This is a genomic window from Flavobacterium aquariorum, from assembly GCF_003254745.1.
GTDB classification, from domain to species: Bacteria; Bacteroidota; Bacteroidia; order Flavobacteriales; family Flavobacteriaceae; genus Flavobacterium; species Flavobacterium aquariorum.
The window spans coordinates 92,007-116,145 of the sequence record NZ_QKXH01000011.1 but is presented as its reverse complement, the minus strand read 5'-3'; the positions used below and the strand labels follow the sequence as shown (position 1 = coordinate 116,145).

Below are 24,139 nucleotides of genomic sequence, written 5' to 3'. Positions count from 1 at the left end.
AAACTCTTTTTAATATATTTTATAATGGAACAAAACTTAAGTTTAGAACAAATACAAAATTTTAAAGGGAAGTACCCTAGGCAATTGTGGTATTTGTTTTTTAGTGAAATGTGGGAGCGTTTTTGTTTCTATGGAATGCGTGGGATGTTGGTTGTGTTTATGGTAGGTCAGTTGGGGATGAACGACAGGATTGCCAATTTGCAATATGGTGCTACCCAAGCTTGGGTGTATGCATTTACATTCATTGGAGGATTGTTCGCTGACAAAATTTTGGGTCTGCGAAAATCTTTGTTTTGGGGTGGAATATTGATGATTATTGGAAGTGTCATTCTTTCGATAGACCCGAAAAACTTCTTTTTTATTGGGATTGGATTTACCATTGTCGGAACCGGATTTTTTAAACCCAATATTTCATCAATGGTGGGACAACTTTATCAAGATGGTGATCCGAGAAGGGATGCCGGTTTTTCATTCTTTTATATGGGAGTGAACCTTGGAGCATTAATTGGAGGATATATTTGTATTGCTGTTGCCGAGGGTTCGATGTGGCAATCTTTGGTTCCTGAACATCTTCGTTGGAACGTAGGTTTTGGCTTTGCTGCAATTGTAATGATTATTAGTCTCTTGACATTTACGCAAACTCAAAAAAAGCTTGGAACTATTGGAATTTCACCTTTGTTGGAAATTGAAAGTTCCAAAAGGAAAAGAATGGAAACACTTACTTATGTTGGTTCATTATTGATTATTCCGGTAATTATTGTCATGGTTGCCAATACAGTTTACACGGACTATTTTATGATGTTCATTGGGCCGGCTTCTATTTTGTATTTGCTTTATGAGATGAAAAACTTCTCGGCTGCCGAAAACAAGAAATTATTTGCTGCATTGATATTCATCATATTTTCCATTTTCTTTTGGGCATTTTTCGAACAAAGTGGAGGTTCTCTTAGCCTTTTTGCAGTGAATAATTTAAACAACACTATTCTTGGAGTGAAATTAAGTCCAAATGGAGTAAACAATTCTGCTAATTCATTCTTCGTTATTGGGTTTGCTGCCTTGGTGGGATTGGTTTGGTTATGGATGGCCAAAAGAAAAATTGAACCCAATACCGTTATCAAATTTGGGTTGGCATTTTTATTTTTGGCGGCAGGTTTCTGGATTTTTTATTATACCAAATTCTTTGCGGGAGCTGATGGAAGAACTTCTTTGGGATTGTTTACTTTCGGTTGGTTCATCATCACTTTTGGAGAACTTTGTTTGTCACCAATTGGCATGTCTGCCATGACCAAATTATCACCGTTAAAAACGCAAGCGGTAATCATGGGAATGTGGTTTTTGGCTAGTGCTTATGGTCAGTATTTTGCTGGATTATTAGGTGCCAATATTGCAGAAGCGTCAGAACATGCGACCAATCTTGAAAAGTTAAATGTGTATGCCGACGGATATAAACAATTAGGTATATATGCTTTGATTGCGGGCGTAATTTTAATCCTTATTTCCCCATTGGTAAAAAAATTAATGCAAGAAGTAAAGTAGCAGACAAATTTTGGTATTATTTTTATTTAAATTTGTAAATAAGAAATTAGTTAGGAAGTAAAAAATAATAAATAGAGCAAATGAAAAAAGTATTTTTGATAACATTGTTTTTAATCGGAACTGTTGCAACTCAGGCTCAAGGCTCGAGCGATAGCGAACAGGCGAAGCAATTAAAATGGTACACAGATGTAAAAGAGGCTATAACAGTTTCCAATAAAGAGAAGAAACCATTAATGTTGTTCTTTACAGGAAGTGATTGGTGTGGATGGTGTATTCGTTTGCAAAATGAAGTACTCAAAACACCTGAATTCAATAAATGGGCCAAAGAAAGTGTTATTCTTGTGGAGTTGGATTATCCTAGAAGAACGGCTCAATCAGATGAAATTAAAAAACAGAATAACGAATTGCAGCAAGCGTTTGGAATTCAGGGGTTTCCAACTGTTTATTTTGCAAATGCAACCGTAAGTAAAGAAGGGAAAGTGAATTTTGAAGGTTTGGGAAGTACAGGTTATGTAGCTGGCGGGCCAACTGCATGGTTAGCAGTAGCCGATCCATTTGTGAAAAAACCGGCATTGAGTGCCGAACCAACAAAAGCAAAAAAATCTAAAAAAGCATAAGAATTACAATTAATTAATTTTATAGAATCCCTTTTCACTTGTTGCGTGAAAAGGGATTTTTTGTTGGGAACAAGTTGTTTTCCATCTTTTTAGAAAAGATTTGTAATTGGATGCATCGACCACAACCAGTTTAGGATTTGTGTTTTGCAATAATCTGTCAAAATTAATTTTTGGTGATTGTATGATTATTAAAATGTCAGGGTGTATGTTTTTTGGATATACTTTTGAACTGTCTATTAGCAGTATTTTATTTCCTTTAAAATAAATCAGGTTCTTCAATTTATGTTTTTCTTTTAATCTGCTGAAATTGCCTGTGAGATAAGAAGACAGCACTTTGTTGGTTTTGGAATTCTTTAAAAAGCTGTCATTAGCGTATAATTTTGCATTAGCGCCATTACGTTCTAGGAGTTGGGTGTTTTTTGAGGTATTTAGAATAACTAATTCTGATTGATTTTGAACTTTCCATTTTGTCGCAATTGCTGATGATTGAAAGATTATAACCGCGATGAATACCCAAACTAGATTTTTAAAATGTTTCTGTTGAAAAACAATGATTACCGTGATAATCACCAGATAACTGCTGATTAAGAGCGGGGTGTTTAACGGAATGTCTTTGACGATGAATTGTTCCAATGAAGCAATGAAGCCAATTATTTTGTCCAAACAAAAGATGCTTATTTCTAAAATTTTTGCAGGATATAATGGAATCCAATTAAAAGCAGCAAAGACCATTACCAGACATCCAATGGCCATAATAATACTTAGGAATGGAATGACGATGATGTTTGTGACAAAAAACAATCCCGGAAATTGATGGAAGTAATAAATACTGAGAGGCAAAGTGCCGATCTGGGCAGCAAACGAAACGGTTAATATGTCCCAAAAGTAGTTTATGATTTTATTTTTTGGTTGCCAAAGGTTTGCGAATAAAGGCTGTAGCCAAACGATAAAAAACAGCGCAACATAACTCAACTGAAAACCAACGTCGAATAAAAAGGAAGGCTGAAACAGTAAAATGAGTAAAATGGAAACAAGCAGTGTGTGATAGATATTGATGCTTCTTCGTAAGTATTGACCAATCGCCATAAACGAAAACATAGTCACGGAACGAACCACCGAAGGAGCCAGTCCAGCCAAGATTCCAAAAAGGAACAAGATTGCAAGTGAAATTAACAGCTTGATAAAAGCACCTTTTTTGGTGTTCGGAAAAGGTTTTAGCAGGAAAGTGACAAACAGCAATATAAACCCAATGTGCAATCCCGAAACTGATAAGATATGGACAGCTCCCGCATATTGATAATCCTGAATAATTTCGGAATCGATGTCTTGCTGTTGCCCCATTATCAGTGCCACAGCAACGTTCAATTCTTTATTGTTGAATTTCTTTTTTTCTAAATTTTGGATAATTCGGGTTCTTAATTGTGCGGTGTAATACCAAATGTCTTTTGTTATTTCAGGATTAAGCTTTATTTCATTTGGTTCAGCATAGAGCTGGGCATAGATTTGTTTGTTTTCGAGGTATTGTCGGTAATCAAATTGGTTTGGATTTTTTTGGCCTGTGTTTTTGTATAAGAGCGCATTGATTTTTAATTGATTGCCAATGACAAAAGAATGTGATAGGTCTTTGTTGACGTTGAGCAGGATTCGACCTGATGCTTTTTCTTGGTCAATCGAATTTAGTATGGCAATATAACGTTCATTGAAAGTGGTCGATTTTAATTTCTCCCTTAATGTCAGTTTGAAAGTGTGATTTTTATCAAAGATATTTTTGTAATGAGTATAGTTGTTTTGTCGAATGGAATCGGTGTGGACTGTTTGTGTGGTGAAACCTATGGTAAAGGCAAGCAAAGAGGTTGCCATTCCAAAAAGCGCTTTGGATCTTACGTTTGTCATACTTGAATAGTACGTTCCGATAAAAATAATAGTGCTTATAGCTAGAAAAGTAAAAACTACCGGAGGGTTTGGCTTTACGAAATAGGCGAGCAGTATGCCTGCAATAAAGGCTATCGTGATTCTGGCGAGTGGGAATTGCATTACTTTCATAATGCCAAAATACAAATATTTTGTAAGAAATAAGTTCTTTTACAGAGAATCTCCTTAGGATTGTCCGTTTTTCATGGGTGAAGGATAGAAGCAAGCTACCGAAGTAGCGCGGATAGCCTGACCCCGTTAAGAAAATGGGCTCTATAAGCGACGCGATGAGTAAACCCATTTTTTTAACGGGGGCACCTCCAAAATATTTTAAAATTATTTTATGGAGGTAACAATTAGATGCGCTGTTTTTTTGCTGGCGCCTATTCCGCCTAGTTTCTCTTGGAGCAAATCGTAGTTTTCGAGTAATTTTTTGCGGTAATTAGGTTCCAGGATTTTAGTCAATTCTTCCTTAATTCGCTTGGTGGAGCAATGGTCCTGAATCAATTCGGTGACAACTTCCCTGTCCATGATTAGGTTAACGAGCGAAATGTATTTTAGGGTGATGATGCGTTTGGCTATTTGATAGGAAACCCAACTGCCTTTGTAGCAAACGACTTCTGGAACTTTGAAAAGAGCTGTTTCGAGTGTGGCCGTTCCTGAGGTCACTAGTGCGGCGGTAGCGTTGCGCAATAAAGCATAGGTTTTATTTGAAACGAATTTTATGTTTTCACCAGAAATGAACTGCTGATAAAATGATAATTCCTGGCTTGGCGCTCCTGCAATTACAAATTGATAATCGGGAAAATCTTTGACAACGCTCAGCATCACCGACAGCATTTTGCTGATTTCCTGTTTTCGGCTTCCGGGTAAAATGGCGATAATAGGTTTATCGGACAATTGGTTTTCGCTTCTGAACGTATTAGCATCAACACCCGATTGGTTGTGGATGGCATCAATCAACGGATGACCGACAAATTCAACTGGGAATTTATGTTTGACTTCGTAAAAGTCTTTTTCGAATGGCAAGATCACATACATTTTGTCAATGTCATGCTTGATGGCCGTGATTCGGTTTTCTTTCCAAGCCCAAATTTGTGGGGAAATATAATAATGGTTTTTATATCCGACTTGTTTCGCCCATTTGGCAATTCGCATGTTGAAACCGGGATAATCGATGTAAATAATCACATCCGGTTTGAATTGCGTAATGTCGTTTTTGCAAATAGTGATGTTATTCAAAATAGTTTTCAAGTTGAACGCCACCTCGATAAACCCCATGAATGCCAATTCGCGATAGTGTTTTACTAAAGTGCCACCTACATTTTGCATCAAATCGCCGCCCCAAAAACGGATGTCGGCATTTGGGTCTTCTTCATAGAGTGCTTTCATCAAATTGGAACCATGTAAGTCTCCAGAAGCTTCTCCTGCAATAATATAGTATTTCATTTTTGTGTTTTTTTTGGATGAACAAAGATAATATTTAGATGCTAAAAAACTAAGATTCTAAGTTGCTAAGACTTAACAGACAATTTAAAAAAACTTAGAATCTCAGTAACTTAGAGTCTTAGTTGCTATAAAAACAAAGTAACAATAGTGAGCATGATAACTGCCAAAACGACACCTCTTGCCATAATTTCTTTATTCATTTTTAGTAAAATTCCGAAAGCAATTAAATCCATTATTGATCCTAGGGTGACAATTTTACCAAGATGTCCTTCGTTTTTCATGGATTGGATTCCGGCCATAAAACCAGAGTGAACAACAAGTGTAATGTACAAAAACATTCCCAAGAGGGAAGCTAAAATTCCTATTATGAATCCGATGAGTAAGTCTGTTTTATTCATTCCAATCTCTTTTGGTTAAGTTTTGTATTGCATGATGTGCGGTTAGGTCAAATTGTACAGGGACTATCGAAATAAATCCATTATGTAATGCCCATTCATCTGTGTCTTCTCCTTTGTCCTGATTAACAAATTCTCCGGTAAGCCAGTAGTAATCTTTGCCTTGAGGGGTTTGTCGTTTGTCAAATTTTTCCGTCCAAAGGGCATTTGCTTGACGGCAAATTTTAATTCCTTTGATCTCTTTTTCCTTTAATTTGGGAAAATTTACATTCAAAATAACGCCTTCCGGCAGTTTGTTTTTCAAAACTTCGAGTGTGATTGTTTTGATAAACGATTTGATTTGTTCAAAATCGGCATTCCAATCATAATCCAATAAAGAGAAACCAATTGCTTGAATACCTTCGATTCCAGCTTCTACAGCGGCACTCATTGTTCCGGAATAGATGACATTTATGGATGAGTTGGAACCATGATTAATACCAGATACACAAAGATCCGGTTTTCGTTTTAAAATTTCGTGTACGGCTATTTTAACACAATCTACAGGAGTTCCTGAACAGCTGTATTCTGTGATTGCATCTGTGTCTTTTGAAATTTTATTGAGATATAAAGTGTCGTTTATGGTAATGGCATGACCCATGGCACTTTGTGGTTTATCTGGTGCGACAATAACAACATCGCCTATTGTTGCCATTACTTCGATCAAAGCTCTTATGCCCGGAGCAGAGACACCATCGTCATTTGTAATTAGTATTAAAGGCCTTTCATTTTTCATTTAATTGCTGTTAAAAATATATAATTTTTCATAAATTTTGACTTCGAAAACAAATGTACTAACACAAAATCTTATATTGCGAACAAATAAAATATATTTTTTGGGTTTAATTTTTGAAACTTAAAAAATCAATTTTATACCTTTAACAAAAAATTATGCAGGTATCTAGGGGGGTGGCATAGTTTTTAATGTAACTTAGATAAAAAAATTGATGAATTCTATTATTAGCTTTATGAAAAGAAATTATAAAATACTCATAGCTGTGGTATGCCTTTCGGCTACCTTGTTCGCCTTTAATATTAATTCAAAAAAATCGATTGATCCAGAGAGAGACAAACTGCTTTTGGAGATATTGACATTTGTAATTGAAAAAGGACATTATAATCCTGCCGTTATTGATGATAGCTTTTCCAAAGGGGTTTACAAAGATTATATAGCTGCATTAGATCCTTCTAAACGTTTCTTCTTGCAGTCGGATATTAATGAATTCTCTAAATTCGAATTGGAATTGGATGATCAATTGAATAACAAAGATTTGACTTTTTTTAATCTTACTTACGATCGTTTGATGCTTCGTATGGAGGAAAGTAAAAAAATATTTAAAGACATTTTAAGTAAACCGTTTGACTATAGTGCTGATGAGGATTTTAATGTGGATTATGACAAAGCTCCCTATGCTAAAAATAGTACAGAGCTAAAGGAAAAATGGAGAAAACAAATAAAGTTATCTACATTATCGTCTTTTACGGACAAGCAAAAATTGGAAGAGGATAAAAAATTAAAAGAGCCTAACTATGTTCCTAAATCGGATGCGGTTTTAGAAAAAGAAACTAGAGAAAGTTCCTTGAATTCGTTAAATGAGTCCTTTGGATTTATGAATGATTTAAAAAGAGATGATTGGTTTACATTGTACATTAATTCCATTATGTCCCGATTTGACCCGCACACCACTTATTTTGCTCCTGAAGAAAAAGAAAGATTTGATGTGAGTATGAGTGGTAAGCTTGAAGGAATTGGAGCAAGATTGCAAAAGAAAAATGATTATACTGAAATTTCAGAATTAATCTCAGGTGGACCGGCTTGGAGAGGAAAGCAATTGGAAGCAGGGGATTTGGTGATGAAAGTGGCTCAAGGGAATGGTGTTCCTGTTGATGTTGTTGGGATGCGTTTGGATGATGTAGTTAAAAAAATCAAAGGGCCGAAAGGTTCTGAAGTTCGTCTTACCGTGAAAAAAGTAGATGGAACTATTCAAGTGATTTCGATCATAAGAGACATTGTAGAGATAGAAGAAACTTATGCCAAGTCAAGTGTTGTCGATAAAAATGGTTTAAAATATGGGGTTATATATCTGCCTAAATTTTATATCGACTTTGAAAATAAAGACGGAAGAGATGCCGGTAAGGATATTGCTCTAGAAGTAGATCGTTTGAAAAAAGCAGGGGTGAAAGGTATTGTTCTTGATGTCCGTGATGATGGTGGTGGATCTTTGTCAACTGTTGTAGATATCGCAGGTTTGTTTATTGAGCAAGGACCTATCGTTCAAATAAAATCGGCGGGTAAGAAAAAAGAAATATTATACGATACCGATAAAAAAATTGAATGGGACGGACCGTTGGTAATTATGGTAAATGAATTTTCGGCTTCTGCTTCTGAGATTTTGGCAGCTGCTATCCAAGATTACAAAAGAGGAATTATAATTGGAAGCAAACAAACCTACGGAAAAGGAACTGTTCAAAATGTAATTGACTTGAACCAATTTGTTCGTAATAGTTCGGCTGGTGATTTAGGTGCACTAAAAACAACCACTCAGAAATTTTATAGAATTAATGGTGGCTCAACGCAATTAGAAGGAGTAAGCAGCGACGTGGTTATGCCGGATCGTTATGCTTATTTAAAAATGGGAGAGCGTGATGAAGAAAATGCAATGCCATGGGATAAAATCGACCCAGCTCCTTATTCTGTTTGGACTAACACTTCGAAATTTGACCAAGCTATTATCAACAGTAAAAAAAGGATTGAAAATAATGTTCAATTTAAATTAATCGAAGAAAATGCCAAATGGATTGACAGCAGAAGTGCTGAAAATAATTATAGCTTGAATATAGATAAATTCAAAGTGGCCCAAAATCAAATTGAAGAAACTGCTAAAAAGTTTAAGCCAATTGTTGATTATAAAAATAATTTGAAGTTCACTTCATTGCCTTACGAATTAGAAGGAATCACCAAAGATCCTGTTTTGAAAGAAAAAAGAGAGAGATGGCATGAAAGTTTGTCAAAAGACATTTATGTCGAAGAAGCTTTAAATGTTTTGGATGATTTACAACCAAAAGCAATCGTAAAAGCCAGTATTCCGGGTGATAAAAAAGGAAAACTGGTTAAATCATAAATTTCAAATATTGCTATAGCAATAAGAAACGCTTCAATTTTTGAAGCGTTTTTTTTATGGATAAAAACATAAAATGTTAAATAATGGAATAAACAGCTTTTCATTCTGTTGATTTGTTTAAGTTGAAAAAACTAATTTATATCTTTAACAAAATATTAGCTAGCAGTCAATATATTTGGCATAGTTTTTAATGTATTTTAGAAAATACTTTAGCTTCATGCAAAGAATAAGATCAAAAAAAAAGGTCGCAAATGCAAACACGTAGAAGTGAATTTATCCCGTCCCGAGTGCTATCGGGAAATCAAAAATAACATGTTACATATGAAAAGAAATTATATAAAACTCATAGCTGTAGTATGCCTTTCGGCTACCTTATTTGCCTTTAGTATAAATTCAAAAAAAATAGTTGATCCGGATAAAGACAAATTGCTATTGGAATTATTGATGTTCGTAATAAAGAAAGGACATTATAGTCCTATAGCAGTTGATGATAATTTTTCAAAAGGAGTATACAAAGAGTATATAGAAGCTTTGGATCCTTCCAAACGGTTTTTCCTGCAGTCGGATATAAATGAGTTTTCCAAATACGAATTTGAGTTGGATGATCAGTTAACGACTAAAGATTTGACTTTCTTTAATCTTACTTACGATCGTTTGATGCTTCGTACGGAAGAGAAGAATAAAATGGTCAAAGAGATTTTAAGCACTCCTTTTGATTATAAAATTGAAGAAAATTTCAATGTTGACTATGAAAAAGCTCCGTATGCTAAAAATAATACTGAACTGAAAGACAAATGGAGAAAACAAATTAAGTTATCTACGCTTTCTTCTTTAACCGAAAAACAGAAATTAGAAGAAGATAAAAAAAATAAAAATCCTGCTTATGTTGTAAAATCAGAAGCTGTATTGGAAAAAGAAACAAGAGAAACCTCAATGAAGTCATTGTATGAGTCTTTTGGAGCTATGAATGAATTAAAAAGAGAAGATTGGTTTACATTGTATATCAATTCTATTATGGTTCAATTTGACCCACATACTTCTTATTTCGCCCCAGATGAAAAAGAAAAATTTGATGTAAGCATAAGTGGTAAATTTGAAGGCATTGGCGCTCAGTTACAAAAGAAAAACGATTACATTGAAGTCTTAGAACTTATTTCTGGAGGACCAGCGTGGAGAGGGAAACAACTGGAAAAAGGAGATTTAATTATTAAAGTAGCTCAATCTAATGGTGCTCCTGTAGATATAGTAGGAATGCGTTTGGCAGATGTTATAAAAAAAATAAAAGGACCAAAAGGTTCTGAGGTTCGTCTTACAGTAAAAAAAACAGATGGTACTATACAAATTATTCCGATCATTAGAGATATTGTTGAGATTGAAGAAACGTATGTAAAATCAAGTGTTGTTGAGAAAAATGGTTTAAAATATGGGGTTATTTATTTGCCTAAATTTTATATTGATTTTGAAAACAAAGACGGAAAAGGAAGAGATGCGGCTAAAGATATGGCTCAAGAAGTGGATCGTTTGAAAAAAGCTGACGTGAAAGGTATTGTTCTTGATATACGTGATGATGGGGGAGGTTCTTTGGAGGCAGTTATAAATATTGCTGGTTTGTTTATAGAAGAAGGCCCTATTGTTCAGGTTAGATCAGCAGTAAAAAAAGAAATTCTGTATGATACCGATAAAAAAATTGAATGGGATGGTCCATTGGTAATTATGGTAAATGAATTTTCAGCATCAGCATCAGAGATTCTAGCAGCTGCTATGCAGGATTATAAAAGAGGGATAATAGTTGGCAGTAAACAAACCTATGGTAAAGGAACTGTTCAAAGAGTAATTGACCTGAATCAATATATTAAGAATAGTGCATATGGAGATTTTGGAGCCTTGAAAACTACTATTCAAAAATTTTACAGAATTAATGGTGGTTCAACCCAATTAGAAGGAGTAAGCAGTGATGTGGTTATGCCAGATCGTTATGCTTATTTAAAAATGGGAGAACGTGATCAAGTGCATGCATTGGCATGGGATAAAATTGATCCAGCTCTTTATACGGTTTGGAATAATACTTCAAAATTTGACCAAGCAATTATTAAGAGCAAAAAGAGGATTGAAAATAATGTTCAATTTAAATTAATTGAAGAAAATGCTAAATGGATGGATAGCAGAAGTGCTGAAAATAATTATAGCTTAAACCTAGATAAATTTAAATCGGAACAGAATCAAATTGAAGAGGCTTCCAAAAAATTTAAGCCAATTGTTGATTATAAAAATAATTTGAAATTTACTTCTCTGCCTTATGAATTAGAAGGAATCAGTAAAGACCCGATCCTAAAAGAAAAAAGAGAAAGGTGGCACGAAAGTTTATCGAAAGATATTTATGTTGAGGAAGCATTAAATGTTTTGGACGATTTACAGCTAAAATCAATTGTAAAAACGAACATTCCTATTGATAAAAAAGGAAAGCTAGTTAAATCATAAAAACGCAAATTTGAAATTAAAAAAGCAGATTATCTACGTTGTGATATTCTGCTTTTTTGATTTATTGGTCATCTGCTTGAAATTTTCGGTTGTCGTTTATTCAAAAAACACTACTTATTTTTTTGAATAAAAGCACTGCATGGAGGAATAAATCCTTAATGGTTGCGTTTGTTAAATGTAGATTTAATTTTTGAAAAATCATTGTTGAAATACTATTGCTAAGACTAAATTTTATCTATTTTTACAACCTCAAATATACCAAAACTAAAATCTCAATACTATAATGCACATAGCTATAGCAGGAAACATAGGATCAGGAAAGACGACATTAACCCGTTTGTTAGCCAAACATTTTAAATGGGAACCTCATTTTGAAGAAGTAGTTGACAATCCATACCTAGATGATTTTTACCATCAGATGGAACGTTGGTCGTTTAATTTGCAAATTTATTTCTTGAATAGTCGTTTTCGTCAGGTAATGCAAATCCGAGAAAGTGGAAAAAAAATAATTCAGGATAGAACTATTTATGAAGATGCCCATATTTTTGCTCCCAATCTTTATGCTATGGGGTTAATGACTCATCGTGATTTTGAAAATTATTCTTCTCTTTTTGAATTGATGGAATCTCTTGTCAAGGCACCTGATTTGTTGATCTATTTAAGAAGCTCTATTCCAAATTTAGTGGGGCAAATTCACAAGCGTGGTCGCGAATACGAAAACACAATCTCTATTGACTATTTAAGTCGTCTTAACGAGCGTTATGAAGCTTGGGTGCATACTTATAACAAAGGGAAGATTATGATTATTGATGTTGATAATATCAATTTTGTTGATAATCCGGAAGACTTAGGGAATATCATTAATCGAATTGATGCCGAGTTGAATGGATTATTTTAAAAAAAACTATTTGACTTTATTCAGATAATAAAAATGCCTCGAAACTTCGAGGCATTTTTTGTTTAATATATTCGGATGCTCTTATTTGACAGCATCAATCTGTGCTTGAACTTCAGCATCTGTACCTTGAAATTGCTTCACGACTATAGTTCCATTTACTGTCGTTGTAACTGTAGCATTTACTTTTCCGTTAAGATTTGTTTTTTCAATTCTAATTTCATCTTTCATTGACATTGGCTTTTTAGCACAACAAGCTTTCCCTTTTGGTTCAATAAATTTTCCGTCTTTATCATAATGAGACAAACACATTTCTTTTTGTTTAGGAGTACATTTTAGACTGTCGCACATTTTTGCACATTCTTCTTTGGTCATTTTTGCGCATTTAGACATGTCGCATTTCCCCATCATCATATCTCCTTTTCCCATTGTGCATTTCTTCATCCAAATTTCTTTCTTTTCAGGACAAGAACCTTTTGCGTCAATAGTACTGCTTCCATTTCCTAAAATAGGTGCCATAACTAGACCAATTAAACAAGTTAATTTAATTAAAATGTTCATTGATGGTCCAGAAGTATCTTTGAATGGATCTCCAACAGTATCTCCCGTAACAGCAGCTTTATGAGCATCAGATCCTTTGTAGGTCATTTCGCCATTAATCATAACACCTGCCTCAAATGATTTTTTGGCATTATCCCAAGCACCGCCGGCATTGTTTTGGAAAACTGCCCAAAGCACTCCTGAAACAGTAACTCCAGCCATATAACCACCTAGCATTTCAGCAATTAATTGATTGTTATCTCCGTATACTAATTTTCCTAAAAGCACAATCGCAATTGGGAAACCAATAGTTAAAATACCGGGTAACATCATCTCGCGTAAAGCTGCTTTAGTCGAAATGTCAACACATTTGGCATATTCGGGTTTTCCGGTTCCTTCCATAATTCCCGGAATTTCTTTGAATTGACGACGTACTTCGTATACCATGTCCATCGCTGCTTTTCCTACTGAATTCATCGCCAAAGCCGAGAAAACGACTGGTATCATTCCGCCAACAAAAAGCATCGCTAAAACTGGAGCTTTAAAAATATTAATTCCGTCAATTCCTGTAAAAGTTACATAGGCTGCAAATAAAGCCAAGGAAGTTAGAGCCGCCGAAGCAATGGCGAAACCTTTACCTGTAGCAGCTGTTGTATTTCCAACAGAATCCAAAATATCGGTTCTAGTACGAACTTCTTTTGGTAATTCGCTCATTTCGGCGATTCCACCTGCATTGTCAGATATAGGTCCGAATGCATCGATAGCCAATTGCATTGCTGTAGTTGCCATCATTGCAGAAGCTGCTAATGCTACTCCATAAAATCCTGCTAAAGCGTAAGAAGACCAAATTGCTGCTGCAAATAACAATACGGTTGGGAAAGTAGAAATCATCCCTGTAGCAAGACCTGCAATTACATTTGTTCCTGCACCAGTACTTGATTTTTGAACAATCGCCATTACTGGTTTTGTTCCTAAACCTGTATAATATTCGGTTACGGATGAAATAGCTCCACCTACAACTAATCCGATAAGGGTAGCATAAAAAACACGCATCGATGAAATATCCATTGATCCTTCACCAAAGAAAGTCATACTCATCGTTTCTGGAAGCATATATTGAACTAAGAAGAAACAGGCGATTGCTGTTAAAACTATAGAAACCCAGTTTCCGATATTTAATGCTTTTTGAACTTGTGCTTCTTTTGCATTCTCATCTGTAATTTTAACTAACATTGTTCCAATTATAGAAAACAAAATTCCAAAACCTGCAATTGCCATGGGTAATAAAATAGGTCCTATTCCACCAAAAGCATCTTGAATGTTTCCACCCATATCTTTGATAACATAATTACCAAGAACCATAGCTGCCAAAACTGTTGCTACATAAGATCCAAATAAATCTGCACCCATTCCTGCAACGTCACCTACATTATCACCCACGTTATCTGCAATTGTAGCAGGATTACGAGGGTCATCTTCTGGAATACCGGCTTCTACTTTACCAACTAAATCAGCACCTACATCGGCTGCTTTGGTGTAAATTCCTCCACCCACACGAGCAAATAAAGCGATAGATTCAGCTCCAAGAGAGAAACCTGCCAATGTTTCTAGGACAACCGTCATATCTTCTGTGGAAGTCCATTGTCCTTTCATAAAGATTTGGAAGAAAACAATAAAAAAACCGGTCAACCCTAAAACAGCTAAACCGGCTACGCCTAATCCCATTACAGTTCCACCACCAAAAGAAACTTTCAAAGCTTGTGGTAAGCTCGTACGAGCAGCTTGAGTAGTTCTTACATTGGTTTTTGTTGCGATTTTCATTCCCATATTTCCTGCCAATGCTGAAAAAAATGCTCCGAACACAAATGCAACTACTATTAATATATTTGTTTTAACTCCAGGGATAAAAGTAATACTTGCTAATACAACACTCGCTATTAATACAAAGACAGCCAATAATCGATATTCTGCCTTTAAGAAAGCTAAAGCTCCTTCATATATGTGATCTGATATCTCTTTCATTTTACCATCTCCAGAATCCTGCTTTAAAACCCACGATCTTTTGATAGCCATAAAAATAAGCCCTATTATTGCCATAAAAATTGGCACATAAATCATAATTGAATTCATAAAATATTCTTTTTGGTTTGTTAGTATAAAATTTTAATCGATAGCAATTTAAACAAAAAAAGCAACACTCATTGAAGAGTATTGCTTTTTTTATAAAATTTGGAGGCTAAAATTATTTAATACTAAATAATCCAGCTGGTTTATTTTCTATTTGATCGAAACGTTCTGTACATTCTTTAATAATGGCGTACGCTTCATTTACATCACCCCAACCTTCAACATCTACTTGTTTGTTTTCAAGATCTTTGTATACTTGGAAAAAATGCTCGATTTCTTTCAATAAGTGTGGATTGATGTCAGAAAGGTTTTCTAATGAATTCCAAATTGGGTCTGAAACTGGTACACAGATTACTTTTTCATCTGGTCCTTTATCATCTGCCATGTGGAAAACACCAATAGGTTTTACTTCCATTACACAACCAGGGAAAGTAGGCTCATTTACCAATACCAAAACGTCTAATGGGTCACCATCTAAAGCCAAAGTTTCAGGAATGAAACCATAATCAGCTGGGTACATCATAGAAGAGAATAACATTCTATCAAAACGCATTCTTTTTATTGAAAAATCATACTCATATTTATTTCTACTTCCTCTTGGTATTTCAATTAATACATCAAAAGTTTTTAATTTGTCTGCAGTCATTATTCTTTTATCTTTTCTTAATTTATTAACGATTGCAAAAGTAATCAAACTATACTTTTTAGCAATAAAAAAACACAATATATAACTATAACGTTTTCGTTAAAATATGTGTTTAGTAAACTATTGTGCGTTTACGTTTTTTTAGATAATAATGCCAAAGTAAAAATGTCGCATAAGAGCGATATGGACTCCATTGTTCAGTATGAATTTCCATTTCTTGTTTGTCATGAATGTCAAGTAATTCTTTGATTGTATTGATGACTGCAATGTCGCCTAAAGGAATTAAATCTGGTTCTTGAAGACAAAACATCAGATAAATATCGATGGTCCAATTTCCGATTCCCTTTAATTTGATTAATTCTTCTCGAACTTGCTGAGCTGATTTTGTGGCTAAACCTTCAATATCAAGCTCTTTATTTAGAACAGCTTGGGCTAATATTTTTATATAATTCGTTTTTTGGCGGCTAACTCCCAAAGCTCTAAACTCTTCGTCGGGCAAAACCGACAGCGTTATGGGATCACAGGTTGTATGTGCTTTGATTTTTATAAATGTGGCTTTCGCCGAATCTATGGAAACTTGTTGTTCTAAAATCAATAGTACTAAAGTCTCAAATCCTTGAGGCCTTTTTGGGATTGTTGGTAATCCGTAGGTGTCTATAATGTGTTTGAATATGGAATCTTTTTGAAAAAGATGCTCAATAGCTTGTTGCATGGTTGTGTTTTTTAGCCTAGATGGAAATGAAAAGCCTTATGAAAAAAACTGCTAATTTTTGTGAAAGTAAAAAAGCGACCAAAGGAAGCTCTTTTTACTTTTTTACAAAAATAGCAGTTTTTGAGTAAGCTTGTAATGGATAGCTGGATAAAGCTTCTAGAAATAGAATCCAAAAGATCCTTTTACGGTAAATCTATTGGTGTTTGGAGTGTCGAGATAACTACCTCTCCAAGCAAAATCCAAACGGAATACTTTGAAGATATTTCCAATTCCGGCATTGTATTCCCAATACACATTTTCGGGCGCCGTATAGACAACTCCCGAAGCATTTATGGCTCTATTGGCGTCCGAAACGGTTCCGTAAGCTGCTTTCACTCCTACAAATTCTCTCCAATTGAGTTTTCGCATAAAAGGAACTCTGGCAAATAACCTTCCGTTAAAATCATGATTCCACTGGAATGTAGCATACTTATCGGTGATGAATTCGTAATAATTAAGATTGCTGAATGTGTTTTCAATAGTAAAAAACGTCTGGTTCCCCGGTACAATACTCAACAAGCCCAAAGGAACTGTGCCGAAAGTTTTTCCAAGTTCCAATATTAGATTGGTACGCCCTAGAGGGCCAATGATGATGGGTTGTTTATAGTATATTTCGATTTTTTTATAATTAAAATCGCTATTGATAATTCCTTTGTATCCCTGACTGTAATTGACAAAAAGGGTAGTGTAGGGACTGCTGGCTATGCTTCTTTCGACTCCATAAGCAATAGTTCTTCGGTTGGGTGTATATTCAGCCTGAATGTTGAACTCCGATTGGGTTGTGTTGCTTTTTACCACACCCGCTGGATTTGCAGCAGAAGGCAAAGTGGTGTAATAATCCAAACTAAAAATAGGCGATGCTGATTCCAGGGTTTTGTAGGTTACGCCCGTTTGAAATGTCAAGTTTTTTATTGGTTCCATCGCAATGTAAGCATTGGTCAGTCCTATATTGGTTAATTTGCCATTGGATCCAGTAGTGAAAAAGGTCGAAGAACCAAAATTCCTGGCCAATATATCATTGGTTGTAGTCAGACTGGCTCCCAGCTGTTCAATGTCGCGCCTGTTTCCAGCAGAAATGATTATTCGGTTTTTCTTTTCAATCATCCATTTTCCAGCAAAACCATATTTGAATTTTTGATCTTGAAATCCATAGGCCGTAAATCCCTGTACACGCCATATATCGTTGGGGCCAAAATAGGTTCGGCCTCCCAATTGTGTCCTGAAGCCCTCAACCTCATTGTATCCAAAGATGGAGAAAATAGGGCCAAAATCAAATCCTTCATAATTTATGTACCCACTGGCGAGTATTGTTACCACATCAGTAAGTCGCTTAAAGGCCTTGACTGTTTGGAGTGTGTCGAGCATTTTATAAACACCCTCTTCGTCTTTGGTTAATTTTTCGAATCGGTTTTGTTCCCAATATTCATCACTCTTTTTATACACTTCATTGTCGACAAAGTTCACTTCTTCCTTGTAGAATTTAGCGGGTTTCTCGATATTGAATTTGTGATTCTGATAATAGGTTGTTCGCTTTCCGTAGATTCCTTTTGATTTTTCTTTTTTGTTTAAAGCAAAATCAGACATCAAATAGTCTTTGGTTAACAGAAAAATGGAATCGTTCAAGACATCAAATTCTTGTTCTACATAAATATCCTTTACCCAGTTGATGTTGGCACTTTTGGTAACGGCCATATTGATTTTTTTGATGGCAAATGTGGTGTCATTAACCCAAAAATCTCCTTTGAAAGTCAGTTCATTTTTTCGCCTTGGGTAAAAAACAATATTGTAGCACCACTTTTTATCAATATAGGCGCTGTCTCTCAATACATAATTGTAGACGTCAATTCCAGTTGTTGAAAGAGGGCTGGTAAAAGATTTGTCAAATAAGGCAATATAATTATTGTAGATATTATAATCCGAATACAAATCTTTTATAAAAGACAAAATTTGCTGGTTTCCTTCAAAGCCTGAAGTTTTATTGGCTTTGGTAATCTCTTTTACTTTGGGAATTTTATTATCTCCATATACATCTATCAGTGCTTCATTAACAAAAATAGGTAAATAGGTTTTTCCTGTTACTTTTGAAGTATCCACATGGTCGAAAATGAATTCCATGCCTTTAAAAATTTTTTGCTTTCTATAGGCACTGTCAATAGAATTAATGTCAAATTCTACTTTTTCATATTTCTCCATTTGGTATTGGTCAAATTGATATAGACCATTTTTGCGCTTTTTCGCCCAAATTTTTCTCAGAATATCAAGTGCCGGGTTATTTTTTTTGGAGGTTTTACCAGTATAGACGACAACTTCTTTTAGGCTTTCCTGTTCACTTAGTTCAATTGTAAAATTATAATTTACCGATTTGGTAAGGGTTATTTCTTTTTCAGAAAAACCAACTGAGCTTATTACTAAGGTTGTATAGGTGTTTGGGGATTCCATATAAAACCGCCCATCTTCGTTTGTGACAGTTCCAATACTTGAGTTTTTAAAGACTACATTGGCAAATGGGACAGGCTGTTTGGATTTGTCAACAACAATACCACTCACTTTTGTTTGACCAAAAATTGGGATTGCGGCTGCAAATAAAAACATGATAATAACCGTTAGGATTTTCTTCATGATATATAAAAAAAAGCTTCATCAGATTGAAGACTTGATGAAGCTTTTTAAATAGTTATATGCAATTATTTGTATAATACTTTCTTAACCGCTTTCACAACATCTGCAGAATTTGGCAACCATTCTTTCAAAAGTACTGGAGAATATGGCGCTGGAGTATCAGCAGTTGTAATACGTTGTATTGGCGCATCAAGGAAATCAAAAGCTTGTTCTTGAACCAAGAAAGCAATCTCAGATGATACACTTGCAAAAGGCCAAGCTTCCTCAAGAATAACCAATCTATTTGTTTTTTTTACCGAAGTTAAAATCGCATCCTTATCCATTGGACGAACAGTTCTCAAGTCAATAATTTCACATGAAATACCTTCTTTTGCCAATTCATCAGCAGCGATATAAGCTTCTTTGATGATTTTTCCGAAAGAAACGATAGTTACATCTGTTCCTTCACGTTTGATATCGGCAACTCCAATAGGAATAGTGTATTCACCATCTGGAACTTCGCCTTTATCACCATACATTTGTTCTGATTCCATGAAAATAACTGGGTCATTATCACGAATAGCCGATTTCAATAAACCTTTAGCATCATAAACATTTGATGGAACCACAACTTTAAGACCTGGAGTATTTGCAAACCAGTTCTCGATTGCTTGAGAGTGAGTTGCTCCTAATTGTCCTGCCGAAGCAGTAGGGCCACGAAAAACGATAGGCACATTAAACTGCCCACCAGTCATCTGACGCATTTTGGCGGCATTATTTATAATTTGATCAATTCCAACCAAACAAAAGTTGAAAGTCATATACTCAACAATCGGGCGACATCCATTCATTGCTGATCCTACTGCAATTCCAGTAAAACCAAGTTCGGCGATTGGTGTGTCAATTACTCTTTTTTCACCAAATTCGGCAAGCATTCCTTTAGATGCTTTGTAGGCACCATTGTACTCTGCTACCTCTTCACCCATTAAGTATATGGACTCATCGCGACGCATTTCTTCGCTCATTGCTTCACAAATGGCCTCTCTAAATTGTATAGTTCTCATATTTATATAGTCTGTGTGTAATTTTTAGAAATGCAAAAATAATTATTTTAAATTACTTAAAAGCATAAATCACTTTAAAATAACAAGGTTTTATGCTATTGTTTTTTTTAGGAGCTATTTCCAGCTATCCGCTATATCTTCTTGTGGTCTCGTTAGAAAAAAACGAGACAACAAGAAGGATGCCGCTGCTATCCGGGCTAGGAATTGCTACTGAATTGGAAATTTGTGGTATCAATATTTTATTTGGATGAATGCCGAGATCTGAATATGTTGCTTAAATCACAAAATTAGCTCAGTTATTTATAATAATTCTGATTAAAACCTTTATTGCACTATTGTGTTTTGCGAAATCGTAATAGTTGTAAAAAATATTATGCATGCATAGTATATTATTCGATTTATTATTTTAAATTTGTCAAAGAAAAAAAAGAATTTAATATATATTATTATGAAAATATTAGTTTGCATCAGCCACGTTCCTGATACTACTTCAAAAATCAACTTCACTAACGGAGACGCTGAGTTTGATACCAATGGGGTTCAATATGTAATTAATCCAAATGACGAATTTGGTCTAACCAGAGCTATTTGGTTCCAGGAGCAACAAGGCGCTACAGTTACCGTAGTGAATGTTGGAGGACCAGATACTGAACCTACTTTAAGAAAAGCATTGGCTATTGGTGCCAATGAAGCCATTCGTGTTAATGCAAACCCTACAGATGGTTTTTTTGTAGCAAAACAATTGGCAGAAGTAATTAAAAATGGTGGGTATGATGTTGTAATCGCAGGGAAAGAATCATTGGACTATAATGGCGGAATGGTTCCTGGAATGATTGCTGGGATTTTAGGATATAACTTTTTGAACTCTTGTACAGGTATCACTGTTGATGGTACTAATGTAACTGCTGTTCGTGAAATAGATGGTGGGAAAGAAACAGTAAACACTTCATTACCTGTTATCATTGGTGGTCAAAAAGGAATTGTAGAGGAGAAAGATTTGCGTATCCCGAATATGAGAGGAATTATGACTGCTAGAACTAAAGTGTTAACAATCCTTGAACCAGTTGATGCTGCCGTAAATACCAAAGCAGTGAAATTTGAAAAACCAGCTCCTAAATCTGCGGTTAAATTAATTTCAGCTGATAATTTGGATGAATTAATTAATTTATTGCACAACGAAGCTAAGGTAATATAATTTTAAATTATGAATTTTTAAGTTGTGAATTAACATTCTCAAATACATTTAAAATTTATAATTCAACATTTAAAATAAAAAAAATATGTCAATATTAATATATGCAGAATCTGCAGAAGGAAAATTTAAAAAAGTAGCTTTAGAATTAGCTTCTTATGCTAAAAAAGTAGCCGAATCATTGGGAACAACCGTTACGGCAGTAACTGTAAATGCCGGAGACGTTTCTGAATTGTCAAAATACGGAGTAGACAAAGTTTTAAAAGTAAGCAATGATAAATTAGATGGTTTTACTGCAAAAGCTTACGCTGATGTTATCAAACAAGCAGCTCAGAAAGAAGCTGCAAAAGTGGTTTTATTGTCTTCTACAACAGACAGTATTTACTTAGCTTCATTGGTAGCTGTAGCATTGGAGGCTGGTTATGCTTCAAATGTTGTTGGTTTGCCGGTAAGTACTTCTCCTTTTCAAGTAAAAAGAACGGCTTTTTCAAACAAAGCTTTTAATATTACTGAAATAAGTACCGATGTAAAAGTTTTGGCACTTGCCAAAAACTCTTATGGTATTTTTGAAAGTGCTTCCTCATTAACAGAAGAGGATTTTAATCCAACAATTGGTGACGCTGATTTTGGTGTAAAAGTGGTATCTGTTGAAAAAGTTTCAGGTAAAGTTTCTATTGCCGATGCTGACATCGTAGTTTCTGCAGGACGTGGTCTTAAAGGGCCAGAAAACTGGGGAATGATTGAAGAGTTAGCGTCCGTTCTCGGAGCTGCAACTGCTTGTTCAAAACCAGTGTCCGATTTAGGATGGAGACCTCACGGAGAACACGTAGGACAAACTGGAAAACCAGTTGCTACCAATTTATATATTGCTATTGGAATCTCTGGAGCTATTCAGCATATTGCTGGTATCAACTCTTCTAAAGTAAAAGTGGTTATCAATAGTGATCCGGAAGCTCCTTTCTTTAAGGTGGCCGACTACGGAATTGTAGGAGATGCGTTCGAAATTGTACCACAATTAATAACAAAATTCAAAGCTTTCAAGGAGCAACAATCATAGATATTTAATTTCTACTATAATTAGCTACCTAAAAATAAGATAATCGTATCTTTGCTTTAGGTAGCTTTTTTGTTCCATATATTTTGATTAAAATTGCACTTTATTTAAAACAAGAAAAAAGACATAATTAATAGAGTACTTAGTGCTTTCCATTATACCAATATGAGCTTAGTTAAATTATCTATAAAAGGAATTTCATACAGTCAAACTCAAAATGGCGCTTATGCGTTAATCTTAAATGAGGTTGATGGGGAAAGAAAATTGCCTATCGTTATTGGAGCATTCGAGGCTCAGTCTATTGCAATTGCTTTGGAGAAAGAAATTAAGCCACCGCGTCCTTTGACTCATGATTTGTTTAAAAATTTTGCTGAGCGATTTGATATTGTGGTAAAACAAGTGATTATTCATAAACTGGTAGATGGTGTTTTTTACTCCAGCATTATTTGCGAAAGAGATAAAATCGAAGAAATAATTGATGCCAGAACTTCGGACGCCATTGCTTTAGCCATTCGATTTAATGCTCCTATTTTTACCTATAAAAACATTTTGGATAAAGCGGGTATTTTCTTGAAAGCAAATCCTCTTGAAACAGATACGCCAAATGAAATGGACGATATTCTTTCCAATCCTGAAACTTTTGGAAGTACCGAAAGCAATGAATCGGGTAGTACTTATTCTAATCATACTTTACAGGAATTAAATGAATTGCTTGAACAGGCGGTTGAGCATGAAGATTATGAAAAAGCGGCTAAAATCCGTGATGAAATTTCCAAAAGAGAATCGTAATTTAGAATAGTTTAATCGGTAATTTGTTTAATCGTTTTTGTTAGACAAATTGACGATTAAACAGTTTAACAATCAAATACAAATGAAGCAATATCTAGACTTAGTACAACATATTATGCATAATGGTTGTCAAAAAGGAGATCGCACAGGAACTGGTACAAAAAGCGTATTTGGTTATCAAATGCGATTTGATTTAAGTGAAGGGTTTCCAATGGTAACTACCAAAAAATTGCACCTTAAATCGATTATATATGAATTACTTTGGTTTCTTAAAGGAGATACCAATGTCAAATATCTTCAAGAAAACGGAGTCAAAATATGGGACGCCTGGGCAGATAGTAACGGTGATTTAGGTCCAGTTTATGGTCACCAATGGCGCAATTGGAACAGTGAGGAAATTGACCAAATTAGCCAACTTATAGTTGAATTAAAAACAAACCCAAACAGCCGAAGAATGTTGATTTCGGCCTGGAATCCGTCAGTTTTACCGGATACGACAAAGTCATTTGAGGAAAATGTTGCTAATAATAAAGCAGCTTTGCCTCCTTGTCATGCTTTTTTTCAGTTTTATGTTGCTTCTCCAGATGAATCCAAAGGAGAGACTAAAGGAAAACTTTCCTGTCAGTTGTATCAACGAAGTGCTGATGTCTTTTTGGGAGTCCCTTTTAATATAGCTTCTTATGCACTGTTAACTATGATGATTGCGCAAGTTTGTGACCTTGAAGTAGGGGAGTTTATACACACATTTGGTGATGCACACATATACAATAACCATTTTGAGCAGCTTGAGTTGCAACTTACCCGCGAGCCAAAACCATTGCCAAAAATGATTTTAAATCCAAATGTAAAAAACATCTTCGATTTTGATTTTGATGATTTTACACTAGAAGGATATGAGCCACATGCCTTAATCAAGGGAAGTGTAGCTGTATAGAT

Annotated in this window: 18 protein-coding genes; 9 read left to right on the top strand and 9 right to left on the bottom strand. The window is 34.9% G+C overall.

The window, feature by feature from the left end; genetic code table 11:
* The first annotated feature begins 24 nt into the window (after positions 1 to 24).
* Positions 25 to 1,536: a peptide MFS transporter gene (locus DOS84_RS16270; RefSeq protein WP_111411165.1), complete on the top strand. Its 1,512-nt coding sequence runs from the start codon at positions 25 to 27 to the stop codon at positions 1,534 to 1,536.
* Between the two features lie 80 nt (positions 1,537 to 1,616).
* Positions 1,617 to 2,153: a thioredoxin family protein gene (locus tag DOS84_RS16265; protein ID WP_111411164.1), complete on the top strand. Its 537-nt coding sequence runs from the start codon at positions 1,617 to 1,619 to the stop codon at positions 2,151 to 2,153.
* A gap of 9 nt (positions 2,154 to 2,162) precedes the next feature.
* Here DOS84_RS16265 and DOS84_RS16260 read toward each other — a convergent pair whose 3' ends face one another.
* The 4 genes from DOS84_RS16260 to surE form a co-directional block, all read right to left on the bottom strand.
* Positions 2,163 to 4,196: a ComEC/Rec2 family competence protein gene (locus tag DOS84_RS16260; protein WP_111411163.1), complete on the bottom strand. Its 2,034-nt coding sequence runs from the start codon at positions 4,194 to 4,196 to the stop codon at positions 2,163 to 2,165.
* 204 nt (positions 4,197 to 4,400) lie between these two features.
* Positions 4,401 to 5,513 (bottom strand): lipid-A-disaccharide synthase, encoded by a 1,113-nt coding sequence (lpxB, locus tag DOS84_RS16255; RefSeq protein ID WP_111411162.1) that lies wholly within the window; start codon positions 5,511 to 5,513, stop codon positions 4,401 to 4,403.
* A 125-nt stretch (positions 5,514 to 5,638) separates the two neighbouring features.
* Positions 5,639 to 5,911 (bottom strand): hypothetical protein, encoded by a 273-nt coding sequence (locus tag DOS84_RS16250; protein WP_111411161.1) that lies wholly within the window; start codon positions 5,909 to 5,911, stop codon positions 5,639 to 5,641.
* Complete coding sequence (gene surE, locus DOS84_RS16245) at positions 5,904 to 6,683, bottom strand: 5'/3'-nucleotidase SurE (protein ID WP_111411160.1); 780 nt, start codon at positions 6,681 to 6,683, stop codon at positions 5,904 to 5,906. Before surE ends, DOS84_RS16250 begins: the two co-directional genes overlap by 8 nt.
* Positions 6,684 to 6,894: 211 nt before the next feature.
* On the opposite strand from surE, the gene DOS84_RS16240 reads away from it, so the two are divergent.
* The 3 genes from DOS84_RS16240 to DOS84_RS16230 all read left to right on the top strand — a co-directional run bounded on the left by DOS84_RS16240 (position 6,895) and on the right by DOS84_RS16230 (position 12,445).
* On the top strand, positions 6,895 to 9,069 hold the full coding sequence (locus DOS84_RS16240; protein WP_111411159.1) for a carboxy terminal-processing peptidase: 2,175 nt from the start codon (positions 6,895 to 6,897) through the stop codon (positions 9,067 to 9,069).
* A 321-nt stretch (positions 9,070 to 9,390) separates the two neighbouring features.
* Positions 9,391 to 11,547: a carboxy terminal-processing peptidase gene (locus DOS84_RS16235; RefSeq protein WP_111411204.1), complete on the top strand. Its 2,157-nt coding sequence runs from the start codon at positions 9,391 to 9,393 to the stop codon at positions 11,545 to 11,547.
* A gap of 283 nt (positions 11,548 to 11,830) precedes the next feature.
* The gene (locus tag DOS84_RS16230) at positions 11,831 to 12,445 is read left to right on the top strand and encodes a deoxynucleoside kinase (protein ID WP_111411158.1); all 615 of its coding nucleotides are present in this window, start codon (positions 11,831 to 11,833) and stop codon (positions 12,443 to 12,445) included.
* Positions 12,446 to 12,526: 81 nt separating this feature from the next.
* Here DOS84_RS16230 and DOS84_RS16225 read toward each other — a convergent pair whose 3' ends face one another.
* From DOS84_RS16225 to DOS84_RS16205, 5 genes are all read right to left on the bottom strand, one after another.
* Positions 12,527 to 15,112, bottom strand: a complete 2,586-nt coding sequence (locus DOS84_RS16225) for a sodium-translocating pyrophosphatase (protein ID WP_111411157.1) — start codon at positions 15,110 to 15,112, stop codon at positions 12,527 to 12,529.
* A gap of 112 nt (positions 15,113 to 15,224) precedes the next feature.
* Positions 15,225 to 15,755: an inorganic diphosphatase gene (locus tag DOS84_RS16220; RefSeq protein ID WP_111411156.1), complete on the bottom strand. Its 531-nt coding sequence runs from the start codon at positions 15,753 to 15,755 to the stop codon at positions 15,225 to 15,227.
* Positions 15,756 to 15,867: 112 nt separating this feature from the next.
* Positions 15,868 to 16,467 (bottom strand): DNA-3-methyladenine glycosylase family protein, encoded by a 600-nt coding sequence (locus DOS84_RS16215; RefSeq protein ID WP_111411155.1) that lies wholly within the window; start codon positions 16,465 to 16,467, stop codon positions 15,868 to 15,870.
* Between the two features lie 156 nt (positions 16,468 to 16,623).
* Positions 16,624 to 19,125 (bottom strand): DUF5686 and carboxypeptidase-like regulatory domain-containing protein, encoded by a 2,502-nt coding sequence (locus DOS84_RS16210; RefSeq protein ID WP_111411154.1) that lies wholly within the window; start codon positions 19,123 to 19,125, stop codon positions 16,624 to 16,626.
* A 65-nt stretch (positions 19,126 to 19,190) separates the two neighbouring features.
* Positions 19,191 to 20,168 carry a pyruvate dehydrogenase complex E1 component subunit beta gene (locus tag DOS84_RS16205; protein WP_111411153.1) on the bottom strand — a complete coding sequence of 326 codons (978 nt, stop codon included), beginning with the start codon at positions 20,166 to 20,168 and terminating at the stop codon, positions 19,191 to 19,193.
* Positions 20,169 to 20,616: 448 nt separating this feature from the next.
* On the opposite strand from DOS84_RS16205, the gene DOS84_RS16200 reads away from it, so the two are divergent.
* From DOS84_RS16200 to DOS84_RS16185, 4 genes are all read left to right on the top strand, one after another.
* Positions 20,617 to 21,363 carry an electron transfer flavoprotein subunit beta/FixA family protein gene (locus DOS84_RS16200; protein WP_111411152.1) on the top strand — a complete coding sequence of 249 codons (747 nt, stop codon included), beginning with the start codon at positions 20,617 to 20,619 and terminating at the stop codon, positions 21,361 to 21,363.
* 85 nt (positions 21,364 to 21,448) lie between these two features.
* Positions 21,449 to 22,417: an electron transfer flavoprotein subunit alpha/FixB family protein gene (locus DOS84_RS16195; protein WP_111411151.1), complete on the top strand. Its 969-nt coding sequence runs from the start codon at positions 21,449 to 21,451 to the stop codon at positions 22,415 to 22,417.
* Positions 22,418 to 22,579: 162 nt separating this feature from the next.
* Entirely contained in the window at positions 22,580 to 23,203 is a 624-nt protein-coding gene (locus DOS84_RS16190) for a bifunctional nuclease family protein (protein ID WP_111411150.1), read from the top strand.
* A gap of 82 nt (positions 23,204 to 23,285) precedes the next feature.
* The gene (locus tag DOS84_RS16185; protein ID WP_111411149.1) at positions 23,286 to 24,137 is read left to right on the top strand and encodes a thymidylate synthase; all 852 of its coding nucleotides are present in this window, start codon (positions 23,286 to 23,288) and stop codon (positions 24,135 to 24,137) included.
* Positions 24,138 to 24,139: the final 2 nt, after the last annotated feature.

What these genes read in the sequence shown, in the direction of transcription:
- DOS84_RS16270 (WP_111411165.1), top strand. Translation starts at nt 25, where the DNA reads ATGGAACAAAACTTAAGTTTAGAACAAATACAAAATTTTAAAGGGAAG.
- DOS84_RS16265 (WP_111411164.1), top strand. Translation starts at nt 1,617, where the DNA reads ATGAAAAAAGTATTTTTGATAACATTGTTTTTAATCGGAACTGTTGCA.
- DOS84_RS16260 (WP_111411163.1), bottom strand. Translation starts at nt 4,196, where the DNA reads ATGAAAGTAATGCAATTCCCACTCGCCAGAATCACGATAGCCTTTATT.
- lpxB (WP_111411162.1), bottom strand. Translation starts at nt 5,513, where the DNA reads ATGAAATACTATATTATTGCAGGAGAAGCTTCTGGAGACTTACATGGT.
- DOS84_RS16250 (WP_111411161.1), bottom strand. Translation starts at nt 5,911, where the DNA reads ATGAATAAAACAGACTTACTCATCGGATTCATAATAGGAATTTTAGCT.
- surE (WP_111411160.1), bottom strand. Translation starts at nt 6,683, where the DNA reads ATGAAAAATGAAAGGCCTTTAATACTAATTACAAATGACGATGGTGTC.
- DOS84_RS16240 (WP_111411159.1), top strand. Translation starts at nt 6,895, where the DNA reads ATGAATTCTATTATTAGCTTTATGAAAAGAAATTATAAAATACTCATA.
- DOS84_RS16235 (WP_111411204.1), top strand. Translation starts at nt 9,391, where the DNA reads ATGAAAAGAAATTATATAAAACTCATAGCTGTAGTATGCCTTTCGGCT.
- DOS84_RS16230 (WP_111411158.1), top strand. Translation starts at nt 11,831, where the DNA reads ATGCACATAGCTATAGCAGGAAACATAGGATCAGGAAAGACGACATTA.
- DOS84_RS16225 (WP_111411157.1), bottom strand. Translation starts at nt 15,112, where the DNA reads ATGAATTCAATTATGATTTATGTGCCAATTTTTATGGCAATAATAGGG.
- DOS84_RS16220 (WP_111411156.1), bottom strand. Translation starts at nt 15,755, where the DNA reads ATGACTGCAGACAAATTAAAAACTTTTGATGTATTAATTGAAATACCA.
- DOS84_RS16215 (WP_111411155.1), bottom strand. Translation starts at nt 16,467, where the DNA reads ATGCAACAAGCTATTGAGCATCTTTTTCAAAAAGATTCCATATTCAAA.
- DOS84_RS16210 (WP_111411154.1), bottom strand. Translation starts at nt 19,125, where the DNA reads ATGAAGAAAATCCTAACGGTTATTATCATGTTTTTATTTGCAGCCGCA.
- DOS84_RS16205 (WP_111411153.1), bottom strand. Translation starts at nt 20,168, where the DNA reads ATGAGAACTATACAATTTAGAGAGGCCATTTGTGAAGCAATGAGCGAA.
- DOS84_RS16200 (WP_111411152.1), top strand. Translation starts at nt 20,617, where the DNA reads ATGAAAATATTAGTTTGCATCAGCCACGTTCCTGATACTACTTCAAAA.
- DOS84_RS16195 (WP_111411151.1), top strand. Translation starts at nt 21,449, where the DNA reads ATGTCAATATTAATATATGCAGAATCTGCAGAAGGAAAATTTAAAAAA.
- DOS84_RS16190 (WP_111411150.1), top strand. Translation starts at nt 22,580, where the DNA reads ATGAGCTTAGTTAAATTATCTATAAAAGGAATTTCATACAGTCAAACT.
- DOS84_RS16185 (WP_111411149.1), top strand. Translation starts at nt 23,286, where the DNA reads ATGAAGCAATATCTAGACTTAGTACAACATATTATGCATAATGGTTGT.